This window comes from Mesorhizobium sp. WSM3868 (assembly GCF_002294785.1).
GTDB lineage: Bacteria > Pseudomonadota > Alphaproteobacteria > Rhizobiales > Rhizobiaceae > Mesorhizobium.
Genome location: NZ_NSGB01000001.1, coordinates 86355 through 100828, shown reverse-complemented (window position 1 = coordinate 100828; position 14474 = coordinate 86355). Strand labels below are relative to the sequence as shown.

The following is a 14474-nucleotide window of genomic DNA, read 5'->3' as shown; positions in this document are numbered from 1 at the left end:
TTCAATGGAGGTTCGGTTGGGCGCCCTGGCCCTTCTCGTCAATCATGGCGCCGCGCTGGAACCGGTCGAGGCGGAAGCGGGCGGCTTCCTTGTGCGATTGATCGCGGGCGATGAGATGAGCAAAGACGAAGCCGGAGCCAGGCGTCGCCTTGAAGCCGCCATAGCACCAGCCGGCATTGAGATAGAGGCCGTCGACCGGGCTCTTGTCGATGATCGGCGAGCCGTCCATCGACATGTCCATGATGCCGCCCCATTGGCGCAGGAGCCGCACGCGGCCGATCATCGGGATCAGCGCCATGCCGCCTTCGCAGACATCCTCCACGACAGGCAGATTGCCGCGCTGGGCACAGGAGTTGTAGCCGTCGATGTCGCCGCCGAAGACCAGCCCGCCCTTGTCCGACTGGCTGACATAGAAATGCCCGGCGCCGAAGGTCATGACGTTGGGCAGGAGCGGCTTGATCGCTTCGGAGACGAAGGCCTGCAGTACATGGCTCTCGATCGGCAGGCGCAGTCCGGCCATCGCCGCGACGCGTGAGGAACTGCCCGCGACCGCCATGCCGACCTTGCCGGCGCCGATCCGGCCGCGCGAGGTCTCGACGCCGGAGACCTTGCCGTTGGTGTCGCGCAGGAAGCCGGTGACTTCGCAGTTCTGGATGATGTCGACGCCGAGCTCGCTCGCCGCGTGCGCATAGCCCCACACCACGGCATCGTGACGCGCCGTGCCGCCGCGCCGCTGCAACAGCCCGCCCTGCACCGGGAAGCGCGCATTGTCGAAGTTCAGGAACGGCATCATCTTCCTGAGCGCCGCCTGGTCGAGCAGCTCGGCATCAATGCCGTTGATGCGCATGGTGTTGCCGCGTCGGGCAAAGGCGTCGCGCTGCGCGTCGGAATGGTAGAGGTTGATGACGCCGCGCTGGCTGACCATCGCGTTGTAGTTCAAATCCTGCTCCATCCGCTCCCACAGCTTCATCGACAGTTCATAGAAGCCGGTGTTGCCGGGCAGGCCGTAGTTGGAGCGGATGATGGTGGTGTTGCGGCCGGCATTGCCGGAGCCGATCCAGCCCTTCTCCAGCACGGCGACGTTGCGGATGCCAAACTCACTGGCGAGGAACCAGGCGGTCGCCAGCCCGTGGCCGCCGCCGCCGATGATCACCACGTCGTAGCGATCCTTCGGAGCCGCATCCCGCCAGGTCGGCTTCCAGGTCTTGTGGCCGGAGAGGGCGGCACGGGCGAGCGAGAAGATCGAGTATTTCATGAAATCATTCCGAGGCCGCTCGCCCACGCCGACTCTTCTCTATCGCATCGGATTGCACGGCCGACGGGCTTTAGATGTCCAGCGTGTGGTCGCGCTCCCACTGCGTGAAGTGCGAAGCATAGGAATTCCATTCCTGTTGCTTCAGCTTTAGATATGCCGACGAAAATTCCTCACCCAGCGCCGCCTTCAGCGATTTGTCCTTGTCGAACTCACGCAGCGCATCGAGCAGGTTGAGCGGCAGTTTCGGCGCATCCGTCACGGTATGACCGAACTGGTACATGTCGATGTCGTAGCGCTTGCCGGGGTCGGCCTTCGAGCGGATGCCGTCGAGGCCGGCGGCGATGATCACTGCCTGCAGCAAATAGGGATTGGCGGCGCCGTCCGGCAGGCGCAATTCGAAGCGGCCCGGTCCCGGCACGCGCACCATGTGGGTACGGTTGTTACCGGTCCAGGTCACGGTGTTCGGCGCCCAGGTCGCGCCCGAAATGGTGCGCGGCGCATTGATGCGCTTGTAGGAATTGACCGTCGGGTTGGTGATCGCGGCAAGTGCCGAAGCATGCTTCATGATGCCGCCGAGGAAGTTCCTGCCCTTGGCGGACAGGCCGAGTTCCTCCGAATTGTCGGCGAAGACATTGGTCTTGCCGGTCTCGTCCCACACCGAGATGTGCGCATGGCAGCCATTGCCGGTCAGGCCCTGAAAGGGCTTGGGCATGAAAGTCGCGCGCAGCCCATGCTTTTCCGCAACTGACTTGACCATGAACTTGAAGAAAGAATGCTTGTCGGCGGTCGCCAGCGCGTGATCGAAGGTCCAGTTCATCTCGAACTGACCGTTGGCGTCCTCATGGTCGTTCTGGTACGGACCCCAGCCCAGCGCCAGCATATGGTCGCAGATCTCGGCGATCACGTCGTAGCGGCGCATCACCGCTTGCTGGTCGTAGCAGGGTTTCGACGCTGTGTCGTACTGGTCGGAGATAGCGCTGCCGTCCGGCGAGATCAGGAAGAACTCGGCCTCGATGCCGGTCTTGACATGCATGCCGTCGCGGGCGGCCTCTTCGATCAGGCGCTTCAGCGTGTTGCGCGGCGCCTGGTCGACGAGCTTGTCGTCCATCACGCACGTGGCCGCCACCCAGGCTACCTCCGGCTTCCACGGCAGCTGGATCACCGAATCCGGATCCGGCACCGCCAGCATGTCGGGGTGCGCCGGCGTGAGATCGAGCCACGTGGCGAAGCCGGCAAATCCGGCGCCGTCCTTCTGCATGTCGGCGATCGCCTGCGCCGGCACCAGCTTGGCACGCTGCCCGCCGAACAGGTCGGTGTAGGAGATCATGAAGTATTTGACGCCGTTCTCCTTGGCGAATGCGGCGAGATCGTTCCCCATTATAGTTCCTCGCTTATGTGATCCTGGATGGTGTGTCCTAGAAGCCGTTCTTCCCCGGTATCCAGTTGGTGCCGGCAAGCGGCACGCCGGCCATGGCGGCTGCTTCGATGCTGAGCGCGACCAGGTCCTCGGGCTCGAGATTGTGCAGGCTGTTCTTGCCGCAGGCGCGGGCAATGGTTTGAGCCTCGAGCGTCATCACCTTCAAGTAGTTGGCGAGCCGCCGACCCGCGGCGATCGGATCGACGCGCTTCATCAACTCGGGATCCTGCGTGGTGATGCCGGCCGGGTCCTTGCCTTCGTGCCAGTCGTCATAGGCGCCGGCCGTGGTGCCGAGCGCGTTGTAATCCCCCTCCCAGCGCGGGTCGTTGTCGCCGAGCGCCACGAGTGCGGCGGTGCCGATCGACACCGCGTCGACGCCGAGCGCCAGCGCCTTGGCGACATCGGCGCCGTTGCGGATGCCGCCGGAGACGATCAACTGCACCTTGCGGTGCATGCCGAGGTCCTGCAGCGCCTGCACCGCCGGCCTGATGCAGGCGAGCGTCGGCTGACCGACATTCTCAATGAATACTTCCTGGGTCGCGGCGGTGCCCCCCTGCATGCCGTCGACCACGACGACGTCGGCGCCGGCCTTCACCGCAAGCGCGGTGTCGTAATAAGGACGGGCGCCCCCGACCTTGACGTAGATCGGCTTCTCCCAGTCGGTGATCTCGCGAAGCTCCAGGATCTTGATCTCGAGATCGTCGGGGCCGGTCCAGTCGGGATGGCGCGAGGCCGAGCGCTGGTCGATGCCCTTGGGCAGCGTGCGCATCTCGGCGACGCGGTCGGAGATCTTCTGTCCCAGCAGCATGCCGCCGCCGCCGGGCTTGGCGCCCTGTCCGACGACAACTTCGATCGCATCGGCACGGCGTAGGTCGCGCGGGTTCATGCCGTAGCGCGAAGGCAGGTATTGGTAGACCAGCGTCTTCGAATGGCCGCGCTCTTCCTCGGTCATGCCGCCGTCGCCGGTAGTGGTCGAGGTGCCGGAAAGCGTCGCGCCTCGGCCGAGCGCTTCCTTGGCCGGACCGGAGAGCGAGCCGAAGCTCATGCCGGCAATGGTGATCGGGATCTTCAGCTCGATCGGCTTTTTGGCATGGCGCGAGCCCAGCACCACCGAAGTGTCGCAGCGCTCGCGATAGCCTTCGAGCGGATAGCGCGAGATCGAGGCGCCGAGGAACAGGAGATCGTCGAAATGCGGCAGCTTGCGCTTAGCGCCGGCGCCGCGGATATCGTAGATGCCGGTCGCTGCTGCGCGGCGAATCTCGGAAAGCGTGTAGTCGTCGAAGGTCGCGGACTTGCGTGGCGTCGTTGGCGGGTTGCGGTAGGTCATCTTGCCTCAATACGCGTCGGCGTTGTCGATATTGAAATTGTAGAGCTTCCGGGCCGAGCCGTAGCGCTTGAATTCCGAAGCCTTGACGTCGGTGACGCCCGCCTTGTCGAGCAGGCCCTGCAGCAGTTCGATGTGCTCGGGCCGCATCTCCTTGGCGATGCAGTCCGCACCCAGGCTCTCGACCTTGCCGCGCACGAAGAGCCGCGCCTCATAGATGGAATCGCCCAGCGCATCGCCGGCATCGCCCAGCACCACCAGATTGCCGGACTGAGCCATGAAGGCCGACATGTGGCCGATATTGCCGTGCACGACGATATCGATGCCCTTCATCGAGATGCCGCAGCGCGAGGAAGCATTGCCCTCGATGACCAAGAGGCCGCCGCGGCCGGTGGCGCCGGCATACTGGCTGGCATCGCCTTTGACCACGATCGAGCCGGACATCATGTTTTCGCCGACACCGGGGCCGGCCGAGCCATGGACGGTGATCGCGGCACCATCGTTCATGCCGGCGCAGTAATAGCCGACGCTGCCGCGCACATCGATGCTGATCGGCTGGTCGACGCCGACGGCGACCGAATGGCTGCCTTTCGGGTTGAGCACGTCCCAGGCAGTTTCGTTCGACCCGGGGGTCACCTGATGAAGCGCCTGGTTCAGCTCGCGCAGCGACTGTTCTGCGAGGTCGAAGACCCTCGCATGGCCTTGCTCGCGATGTGCCTTCGGCATGGGTGTTGCAGGCATGAACTCAATGCTCCCAGAAATAGACCGTTGCGGGCTCCGGCTCCCAGACCCTCGCATTGTCTATGCCGGGCAATTTGGTGAGCGCGCGATATTCCGAGCCAAACGCGACATACTGGTCGGTCTCGGCCATCACGGCCGGCTTGCAGGCGATCGGATCGCGCACAACGCCGAAGCCGTTCTTGGTCCCGACGACGAAGGTGAAAAAGCCGTCAAGGTCGGAGAGCGTGCCTTCGAGCGCCTCGCCGAGATTCTTGCCATGCGCCATCCTGTTGGAGAGATAGGCGGCCGCCACTTCCGTATCATTCTCCGTCTCGAAGGTCATGCCTTCGCGCACCAGCTCGCGGCGGACATTGTTGTGGTTGGAGAGCGAACCGTTGTGCACCAGGCACTGGTCGGCGCCGGTCGAGAAGGGATGCGCGCCCATCGTAGTGACCGCCGATTCCGTCGCCATGCGGGTATGGCCGATACCATGCGTGCCGGTCATCGAGCGCACGTCGAAGCGATCGACGACGGCCGCCGGCAGGCCGACTTCCTTGTAGATCTCGACCGCTTCGCCAGCGCCCATGATGCGTATATCGGGCCGAAGCGACTGCAGCGCCTCACGCGCGGCGTCGACCTTGTCGGGCGTGGTGCGGATAACCGCATGCGTCGACTTCACCGCGACGCTAACCGGCGCGCCGACCGCCTTGGCGAGCTCGACGTCGAGGCCGCGGAAATCGCGCTCGGGTTTCGGCGACTGCACGGTGATCTTGGCCTCGTTGCCGGTCGCCGCGCCATAGATGGCGATGCCGGCGCTGTCCGGACCGCGGTCGCTGAGCGAGATCAGCATCTCCGACAGCATCGCGCCGAGCTTCGGCTCCAGCGTCTTGTCCTTGAGGAAAAGTCCGACGATTCCGCACATGTCAGCCTCCGACGTTTGTGGCTTCCAGATGGTGTACCGAATCAAATCCGCGAATTCAATGGTATGAAAGAAATTTTCCTCTGATTATATATCCGCCTTCGAGCCGCTTGTAGCGTTATCGCCGTCCGGATGGCCGTGGGTCCATATCGCGTGGCGAATGCGCGCTATCCTGTAGGCATCGAGGATCGACAGCGCATAGATCAGGAACCCGCCGGCATGGCGACCGATGAAGCTGGCATCCGCCGGTGCCACCTTGGTCGTGACCCACCCGAGGATCACCATGAAGAACAGGAACTGCAGGCCGCGCGCCGGCAAGCCGAGCATGACATGTCCGCTGCCCGGCAGGGCGATCGCGGAGGCCAGCACAACATAAGGGTTCGAAGGCCGGGCGGCGGGTTCGGTGGCGTTGCTCATGCGGCCTGCCTCTCGCACTGGTTGATCGCGTCGCGAACCGAGGATGCGGCTCCGAGCAGTTTTTCGATCAATGCCGGATCGAGCCTCGCGTCGCCGAAAGCGGCTTGCCGGAACACACCGTAGCGCGCCCGATCGGCCTGGGCCAGCAGCCACACGATGCGCACGCCCTTCGGCGTGATCAGCAATTCCTTGGCGTGGCCTTCGGCAAAGATCCCGGCATGCGCGGCGATCACCTCCTGCGGGAAGACGACGCCTTTGCGGTTTGTCCGCAGCACCGCCTCGTCGGGGAACGCCGCCGTTTTCGGAAGGGTGTGTTCGAGATGGTCGAAATTGGAGAAGGTCGTCGGCGATCCCGGCCGCATCATCATGTCGAAAACGCCCGGCACCGCCACCGGCTCGGTGATCGACACGCTGAGCCAGCGCGCGGGAAGCTTTCTGGTCGCGAGCGTGTCAACGATGGTACGCACCTGCGCTCGCTCGCCCTTGTGCGAACCCGCCCAGGTAGCGACGCCGGCCGTGCCGTCGGAGACGTCGATCGCGTCGCGAATAACGGCGCGGATGGCGGCCTCGTCGTCGGCGAGCGCCGCCCTGGCCCTGTTGCGGCTGGAGCGCGCAAGCCAGGCAAGGTGAAGGACGACCGCAAATACGATCGCCCCGGCAAACAAGACTGACGTCAACTCAGACATCTCGACACGCCAAGACCCGCCGCCAGGCGGCGGGTCTTTTTCCGTTCAATAGCCCTGCGGCTTCGGCCAGGGCATGGTGAACTGGTCGCCGCGGCGCACGAACTTGTAGCGGTAGAAGTGGAACCACAGCGAGATCAGGAAGTAGAAGGCGATCATCGCGATCAGCTGCGAGCCGAAGCCGAGGAAGATGGCGAAGAAGGTCACCACGCACAGGCAGAACAGCACGATCGCCGGCAGCGGATGGAAGGGATGCGTGTAGCCACGGCGGATCGAGCCGAGCGGCCACTTCTTGCGGAACATCATGATGTTGATGCTCATGAAGGTGTATTGCAGCACGCCCGACAGGATCGAGAAGGTGATCGCCTGGTTGAGATCGGCGATGAAGGCGAAGGCCAGCGCGATCGGCAGCAGGAACAGGATCGACCGATAGGGCGTGCGATACTTCGGATGCACCGCCGAGAACCAGCTCGGCAGGTAGCGGTCGCGGCCGAGCGAAAACCAGGCGCGGGCGGCGTCATTGATGCAGCCATTGGCCGAGGCAAGGGCTGCAAGCAGCGTCGCGATGAAGAGCAGGTTCTCGAGCAGCGGGCTGCCGGTCAGCTTGCCGGCGTCCCAGAGCGGATAATAGGTGATGCCGAGATATTCCCACGGCATCAGCGAGGCGCAGACATACCAAGTCATGGCGGCGGCGATCAGAAGCGTGATCATGCCGGCCATCGTGCCATAGGGCAGGGAACGCGCCGGCGAGCGCACTTCCTCGGCCGCTTGCGTGGTGCCCTCGATGCCGAGATAGTACCAGATGCCGAACTGGAAGGCGGCGATCACGCCGATCCAGCCATAGGGCAGCGCGTTGCCGGGAGTGACCAGTTCGTTGAGCTTCAGCACCGCCCCTTGCGTCCATGGACTGACCGAAAAGAACAGGATGACGATCGAGATATAGGCGATCGCCGTGATGACGAAGTTGACGTTGAGCGTCATCAGCACGCCGCGATAGTTGAGCCATGCCAGCACGACGATGGTGGCGGCGATGAAGGAATTGTGGGTCAATCCCTCGACACCTGCTTTGGCAACGATGGTGTCGCCGAGCAGGATCGCATCCGAGACTTCGAGCATCGTGTAGGCAAAGACCAGGAACAGCGCGACGTTGAAAGCCATCAGTGGCCCGACGATGTGCTTGGCCTGCGCGTACTGGCCGCCGGCGGCGGCGACCGTCGACGTCACTTCCGAATCGATCATCGCGACCGAGGTGTAGAGCAGTCCGACGACCCAGCAGACGATCAGCGCGGCGAGCGCGCCGCCCTTGTCGGCGGCAAAATTCCAGCCGGTGAACTCGCCGACCAGCACGATGCCGACGCCGAGCGCCCAGACATGGGCGGGGCCGAGCACGCGTAGCAGCGAGACCCGGTCGTCGTGGACCACCGTTTCTCTCGTTTCAACCGCGACTGTCATTGGTGAGGCTCCACTCAGATCCGGTGCTTTTCGGAGACGGCTTCAAGCTCGCCTTCGCGCGAGGAGGTCAGCGTCTCCTCGGAATAGGTCGTGTCGACCTTGAACCAGTCGTAGAGCATCCACAGCGCGAGCAGGATCGAGATGCCCCAACATGCGTAAGAGACTGTCATCCACATGATCGTGTTCCCAGGTTACTTGCCGTCGAACTTCTCGTTGATCACCTCGCGATATTCGCGATCGGAGGCGCGGAACAGGAAGACGAAATAGGCGATCAGCACCACCGCCATGATGATCAGCGTCGGCCAGTCGATGATGTAGTGGAAGCGGTTCTGGATGATGTCGTGGGCGGTCTCCGGCGTGTAGCCGAGCTTTTCCCAGATCGAGGCCATGGTCGCGTTCTGGCCGAGCGCTTCCCAGGTCTTGGCGTCGAGCGCGTCGATCGATTTCGCAGCACCCGCGAGGCCGAGTTTCAGCGGCAGCCACAGCGCCACGAAGATGGCGACCACGACGACGGCGATGTCGAAGACCTGACCGGCCTTGCTCTGCTCCGGCGGAATGTAGCGGGACATGCTTTCTCCCTTCAGGACTGGCGGTTACGGAACGCGTCGGCGTTCTTGATGTCGAGGCCGTAGATGAAATCCTTGTCTTCCTTGTAGTGGTTGAGCATCGCCAGAATGGCGGCGGTGTTGAAGATCAGCACCGCCGCCGCGGCGATCACCACCACGAGCTTGATCCCGCTGTCGGGGATGTAGGCCCAGGTCATCAGGAGGACGAAGAGGATCGTCGCCCAAAGGCAGACGATCAGGAGCACCGATCCGCGCACATCGGAACGGTACAGCGCTTCGATGCGCTGCTTGAGGTCGGACATCGGTTTTTCCCCTTTTCTCGACGTCCGGCCCCGTAATCGACCGGGCGTCCACTCTTTCAACAGAGTGAAATTTTTTTCATAAGTTCTGCCCGAACCGCGAAGTTGTCAAGCCGGTTTTACGTTCGGTAAACGGTTTGGGGGTCCGCCGCAGGATTGCCTGTGGATAAAACTATTTGCCTGCAGGAAAACTACCGCGGACGGCACAGCGCCGGCACGAGCTGGTGGAAATGCCATGGAAATGCTTCGCGAGGTCGGACCTTCGACGAATGCGTCACCGAACGATGTCCGGGTTCGGGTTGGTCAGGTCGTGCTGTTCTGCGGATAGCAGATGATGGAGAGATAGCGCATCGGCAGCTGTGTCAGTTCTTCCGGCCCATGCGGCGCATCGGCGTCGAAGAACAGGCTGTCGCCTGGCTTCATCGGATAGAGATTGCTGCCGTGCCGGTATACGACCTCGCCCTCGAGCATATAGAGGAACTCCATCCCTGCATGCTGGAAAGTCGGGAACACGTCGGAGTCCTCGGTCAGCGTGATCAGATAGGGCTCGACGACCACGCCGCTGGTGTTGGCGCCGATATGGCCAAGCAGATTGTACTGGTGGCCGGCGCGTGTGCCGCGCCGCTCGACGTCGACGCCTTCGCCGGCCCTGACGAAGACGGCGGCGCGCTCTTCCTCGAAGCGGCGGAAGAAGGCGGTGACCGGCACGCCGAGCGCCCGCGACAGCGCCTGCAGCGTGGTCAGCGACGGCGAGGTGATGCCGTTCTCGATCTTCGACAGCATGCCCAGCGAAATGTCGGTGGCGGCCGCGAGATCGGCGACGGTGATGCCGAGCTTCTTGCGGAAGGCGCGCACCTCATGGCCGATCGCTACCTCCAGCACTTTCTCGCGCGTGTCGCGGACCGCGTGCGGATTCTGCGTCAGCGGCGCGCGGATGGTTCGCACGGTTCGCCCGTCCGCCGAGACGCTCTTCGGCAACGGCTTGGCTTTGTCGCTCGCGCCGGAAGGCTTGGTGTCGGTCGTCTTCTTCGCCATGGCGCCCCTCAACCTTTTCCGCCGATTTATTTCACTCGAGGTGAACTATTCGGTGGCGATACAGGAGCGCAATCACGGCGGCAAGCCATCTTACATTGCAGAACCTGCGATGAAATCGGCTGTCGCGACCCGGCTGCCTGGGTCGCAGTGAGGCTGGCGCCGCGGTCACTCAACGCATCGCAGGCCTTCTCAGGACATGATCAGGCCGCCGTCGACATTGATGGTCTGTCCAGTGATGTAGGCCGCGTCATCGCTGGCGAGAAAGCTGACGAGGCCCGAGACGTCTTCGCCGCTGCCGGCGCGGCCCATCGGGATGTTCTTCACCCATTCCGCCATCAGCTCGCCCGGCTTGTAGTCGCCGAGCAGCTTGCCCCATGCGGTGTCGTTATAGGCCCACATGTCGGTGTCGATGATGCCGGGGCAGATGGCGTTGACGGTGATCTTTTCCTTGGCCACTTCCTTGGCCAGGCTCTGCGTGATGCCGACAACCCCGAACTTCGACGCGGCGTAATGCGGCGTGTAGATGAAACCCTGCCGCGCCTGGCCGGACGCGGTATTGATCAGCCGGCCGCCTTGGCCGTGCTTGCGCATGCGCGCGATCGCTTCCTGGCAGCACAGGAACACGCCTTTCGTGTTCACCGCCATCACCTTGTCCCACTCGGATTCCGTCATCGCCTCGATTTTGGCGATGGTGATGACGCCGGCGTTCTGCACCGAAATGTCGATCCGACCGAATTCATTCTCGGCGAGATCGTAAAGCGCTTCGACCTCGTCCTTCTTCGTCACGTCCATGCGCATCGAGGCGACCTTCGCGCCCGCAGCCTTCAGGCCGGCGGCGACCTCGTCGACGCGCGGATCAATGGCGCTGATCACGACCGCCGCACCTTCCGCCGCGAAACGCTTCGCCATGGCCGCACCGATGCCGCCGCTGGCGCCTGTGACGATTGCCGTCTTTCCTTCGAAACGCTTCTGCACTTTTTCTTTCTCCTACCAGCAGACGAAGCCGCCATCGACGATGAGGTCGATGCCGGTGACGAAACTCGCGGCCCGGCTCGCCAGGAACACGGTCGGCCCGACCATTTCCTCAGGCCTCGCCATGCGGCCCATCGGCGTGTCGCGCTCGAATATTTTGACCTGCTCGGCGACCTCCGGCCGCTTGTTCATCGGCGTCAGCGTGTAGCCGGGGCTCACCACATTGACGCGCAGGCCGCGATCGGCCCACTCCATGGCGAGGCTCTTCGACATGTGGATCACCGCCGCCTTGGACGAATTATAGTGCGCCTGCGTCAGGCCGCGGTTGACGATCGAGCCGGACATCGAAGCGATGTTGATGATCGAGCCTTTGCGCCGGGGCAGCATGACGCGCGCCTCGGCCTGGCAGGACAGGAACACGCCGCTGACATTGACGTCGTAGAGCTTCTGCCACTTCTCCATCGGCAGCGTCTCGGCGGGTTCGGCACCGGCGACGCCGGCATTGTTGACCGCGATCGTCAGCGCGCCGAGTTCCTTTTCGATGCGTTCGACCGCTGCCGCGAGATCGCTCTGCGATGTGACAGTTCCGGTCAGCACCAGCGCCTTGCGGCCGAGCGCCCTGATCTTGTCGGCCGTGTCTTCCAGCCCGCCCTTCGAGCTGTGGCCGAAGCAGGCGACATCGGCGCCGGCTTCCGCCAGACCGATGGCGATCGCTTGACCGATGCCGCTGCCGGCGCCCGTCACCAGCGCCACGTCGCCATCAATATCGAACAGTTTCATCTTTCTCCCTCTCCCTGAAAGAAGGGGCGCCAGCCCTGCTGGCGCCCCGCGCGGTCCGGTGCTTGGGAGGCTATCACCTGCTGCGCTTTATTCCCATCTGCCGTACCCTCAGCTCGTGGCGAGTTCCATCACGGCGACATTGCTTGCTTCGTCGCGATCGAGGATGCCGCGCTGGCGGCCGCGGCTCAGCACCAGAACCCGGTGCGAAAGCCCCAGCACCTCCTCGAGGTCCGAGCTCACCACCACCACGGCCATGCCCGAGCGGGCGAGGTCGGCGATGACGTCGTAGATCGCCGCGCGGGCGCCAACGTCGATGCCGCGCGTCGGCTCATCGAGGATGAACACCTTGGGCGGCCGCGACACCCATTTGGCGATGATCACCTTCTGCTGGTTGCCGCCGGAAAGTTTTGAGACTGCCTGGTTCGGCCGACCCTTGACGCCGAGCCTCGAAATGCCGGCCTCAGCGAACCTCTGAACCGCTTTGGGAAACACCCAGCCCTTCGGTGCGACATGATCGAAATTGCCGATGGCGAGGTTCTCGCCGATCGTCTGCTCCAATACGACGCCCTGTTCCTTACGGTCCTCCGGCACCAGCACGACGCCGGCCCTGATCGCCGCCGCGGGGCCGCTGAGATGAACAGGCTGGCCCGCGACCCGCACCGCGCCGGACGAGATCGGATCGGCGCCGGCGATCGCCCTGACCAGTTCGGTGCGGCCGGCGCCGATCAGCCCGGCGATGCCCAGGATTTCGCCCGATTTCACCGCGAACGAAACATTGTTGAAGCTGCGCTCCGGCGAGGACAGGTTCTCGACTTCGAGCACTGTCTCGGTACCCGGCGCCGACAGCTTCGGGAACATGCGTTCGACGCTGCGTCCGACCATCTGCTCGACGACCGTGCGCACGGGGATGTCGGCGCGCTCGTGCCGGGCGACGATGCGGCCGTCGCGCATTACAACCACACGGTCGGCGATCTGAGCGATCTCGTCCAGCCGGTGGCTGATATAGATGAAGGACATGCCTTCGGCCTTGAGCTTGCGGATTTGCTTGAACAGGAGCTCCGTCTCCTCGCCGCCGAGCGCGGCGGTCGGTTCGTCGAGGATCAGAAGCTCGGCATTCAGCGTCAGCGCCTTGGCGATCTCCACCTGCTGCTGTGCCGCGACGCGCAGCGTGCGCACCTTGCGCTCGGGCGAGACGTCGAGGCCGAGGCGCTTCAATTGCGCCGAGGCCTTCGCGTTCATGGTTGCCCGGTCGATGCGGCCGCCCCGCATCGGCAGCCGCCCGACATAGACATTCTCCGCCACCGAGAGATCCGGCAGCAGCTTCAATTCCTGATGGATCATGCCGACGCCGGCCTCGATGGCCGCGGCGGGATTGGCGGGGGAATAGGGCTTCCCCCGCCAGATGATGGTGCCGGCATCAGGCTTGGTCGAACCGGCGATGATGTTGGACACCGTCGACTTCCCGGCACCGTTCTCGCCGAGCAGCGCCACGACCTCGCCCGGCCGCACCTCGAAGCTCGCATCGGCCAGGACCTGCACCGGTCCGTAGCTCTTGCAGAGGCCGTTGACGAAGAGCCCGTTATGCGGGCCTTCGCTATGGCGAGGTTCAGTGGACATCGTGGCGCTCTCTCAACCGTTGCCGCCTTACGGATGCTTCTCGATGAATTGCGCGACATTGTCCTTGGTGGTCAGCGTCGCGTCCTGCAGTTGCTCGGCCGGCAGCTTCTCGCCCGCCACGATCTTGATGGCCGAATCGACGGCGAGCCGGCCCATGCCCTGCGTCTGCTGGGTCGCGGTGACGTCAAACACGCCGTCCTTCAGCGCCTTGAGCGCCGCAACGTCGCCGTCGAAGCCGGCGATCCAGACCTTGTGGTCGGGGTTGGCGACCTTGACCGCCTGCGCGGCGCCCAGAGCCAGCGCGTCGGCCTGGCCGAAGATGATCGAGACGTTCGGATGGGCCTGCAGCAGGTCCTGCGCCAGCTTGAAGCCTTCGTCCTGGTGCCACTGATCGCTCCAGAGCTCGCCGACCACCTTGATATCCGGATAGGCCTTGAGCGCCTCGCCGCAGCCCTTGGAGCGGTCGACTTCCGGCGTCGTGCCCTTCTGGCCATGGATGATCACCATCTCGCCCTTGCCGCCGGCCTGCTTGGCGATGTAGTCGCACACGCTCTTGGCCGAGTTGACGCTGTCGGTGGCGATGAAGGTGTCGCCGGGCGCGCCGTCGGCGTTGCGGTCGACATTGACCACCGGGATGCCGGCGGCCTTCGCGGTCTTGGTCGGCACCGTCGCGGCGGTGGCGCCGGCCGGGATATAGATCAGCGCGTCGATGTTCTGCGTCACGAGATCCTGCACCTGGCTGACCTGCGTGGCCGAATCCCCCTTGGCGTCGACGGTGATGACCTCGATGCCCTTCTCCTTGGCATAGGCTTCGACCGACTGCTTGATCTGGTTGAAGAAGTCCGCCTGCAGATTGGCGACGGCGAGGCCGAGCTTCTTGGCGTCCTTGGCCGAGGCGGCATCGGACAGGCCGAGCAGCGGGACGATGGCCGCGGCCGCAAGCAGCAGTGAACGTTTAGTCAGCATGTTTTTCCTCCGTTGGTGTTCGATCTGTCCGCCTGCGCATCGCGGCGCCCTC

The 14474-nt window shown here is 64.0% G+C and carries 16 protein-coding genes; all 16 read right to left on the bottom strand.

The features are described 5' to 3' along the window. Position 1: 1 nt before the first annotated feature. The 16 genes from CK221_RS00490 to CK221_RS00415 all read right to left on the bottom strand — a co-directional run bounded on the left by CK221_RS00490 (position 2) and on the right by CK221_RS00415 (position 14422). Entirely contained in the window at positions 2-1255 is a 1254-nt protein-coding gene (locus tag CK221_RS00490) for a sarcosine oxidase subunit beta family protein (RefSeq protein ID WP_095776658.1), read from the bottom strand. Between the two features lie 70 nt (positions 1256-1325). Then, positions 1326-2633 carry a type III glutamate--ammonia ligase gene (gene glnT, locus CK221_RS00485; protein ID WP_066988949.1) on the bottom strand — a complete coding sequence of 436 codons (1308 nt, stop codon included), beginning with the start codon at positions 2631-2633 and terminating at the stop codon, positions 1326-1328. 37 nt (positions 2634-2670) lie between these two features. Further along, positions 2671-3999 (bottom strand): FMN-binding glutamate synthase family protein, encoded by a 1329-nt coding sequence (locus CK221_RS00480; protein ID WP_095776256.1) that lies wholly within the window; start codon positions 3997-3999, stop codon positions 2671-2673. A 6-nt stretch (positions 4000-4005) separates the two neighbouring features. Further along, positions 4006-4737 (bottom strand): GXGXG domain-containing protein, encoded by a 732-nt coding sequence (locus tag CK221_RS00475; RefSeq protein ID WP_095776255.1) that lies wholly within the window; start codon positions 4735-4737, stop codon positions 4006-4008. A gap of 4 nt (positions 4738-4741) precedes the next feature. Next, complete coding sequence (locus tag CK221_RS00470) at positions 4742-5638, bottom strand: glutamine amidotransferase family protein (protein WP_095776254.1); 897 nt, start codon at positions 5636-5638, stop codon at positions 4742-4744. Between the two features lie 84 nt (positions 5639-5722). After that, a complete protein-coding gene (locus CK221_RS00465; protein WP_095776253.1) occupies positions 5723-6052 on the bottom strand; it encodes a hypothetical protein in 330 nt (109 codons plus the stop codon). After that, positions 6049-6738 (bottom strand): hypothetical protein, encoded by a 690-nt coding sequence (locus tag CK221_RS00460; protein WP_095776252.1) that lies wholly within the window; start codon positions 6736-6738, stop codon positions 6049-6051. The genes CK221_RS00465 and CK221_RS00460 overlap by 4 nt, the downstream gene beginning before the upstream one ends. 45 nt (positions 6739-6783) lie before the next feature. Continuing rightward, on the bottom strand, positions 6784-8187 hold the full coding sequence (locus tag CK221_RS00455) for an APC family permease (protein ID WP_095776251.1): 1404 nt from the start codon (positions 8185-8187) through the stop codon (positions 6784-6786). Positions 8188-8201: 14 nt separating this feature from the next. After that, positions 8202-8363, bottom strand: a complete 162-nt coding sequence (locus CK221_RS00450; protein ID WP_082953998.1) for a hypothetical protein — start codon at positions 8361-8363, stop codon at positions 8202-8204. Positions 8364-8378: 15 nt separating this feature from the next. Next, positions 8379-8756, bottom strand: coding sequence for a hypothetical protein (locus CK221_RS00445; protein WP_066988935.1), 378 nt, complete (start codon positions 8754-8756; stop codon positions 8379-8381). 11 nt (positions 8757-8767) lie between these two features. Continuing rightward, positions 8768-9055, bottom strand: coding sequence for a hypothetical protein (locus CK221_RS00440; RefSeq protein WP_066988933.1), 288 nt, complete (start codon positions 9053-9055; stop codon positions 8768-8770). 300 nt (positions 9056-9355) lie between these two features. Continuing rightward, on the bottom strand, positions 9356-10087 hold the full coding sequence (locus tag CK221_RS00435) for an XRE family transcriptional regulator (protein WP_095776250.1): 732 nt from the start codon (positions 10085-10087) through the stop codon (positions 9356-9358). A 189-nt stretch (positions 10088-10276) separates the two neighbouring features. After that, positions 10277-11062 (bottom strand): glucose 1-dehydrogenase, encoded by a 786-nt coding sequence (locus tag CK221_RS00430; RefSeq protein ID WP_095776249.1) that lies wholly within the window; start codon positions 11060-11062, stop codon positions 10277-10279. Between the two features lie 12 nt (positions 11063-11074). Further along, positions 11075-11839 carry an SDR family oxidoreductase gene (locus CK221_RS00425; protein ID WP_095776248.1) on the bottom strand — a complete coding sequence of 255 codons (765 nt, stop codon included), beginning with the start codon at positions 11837-11839 and terminating at the stop codon, positions 11075-11077. 108 nt (positions 11840-11947) lie between these two features. Beyond that, positions 11948-13456, bottom strand: a complete 1509-nt coding sequence (locus tag CK221_RS00420; protein ID WP_095776247.1) for a sugar ABC transporter ATP-binding protein — start codon at positions 13454-13456, stop codon at positions 11948-11950. 27 nt (positions 13457-13483) lie between these two features. Beyond that, the gene (locus tag CK221_RS00415; protein ID WP_066988923.1) at positions 13484-14422 is read right to left on the bottom strand and encodes a sugar ABC transporter substrate-binding protein; all 939 of its coding nucleotides are present in this window, start codon (positions 14420-14422) and stop codon (positions 13484-13486) included. Between the last annotated feature and the right edge of the window lie 52 nt (positions 14423-14474).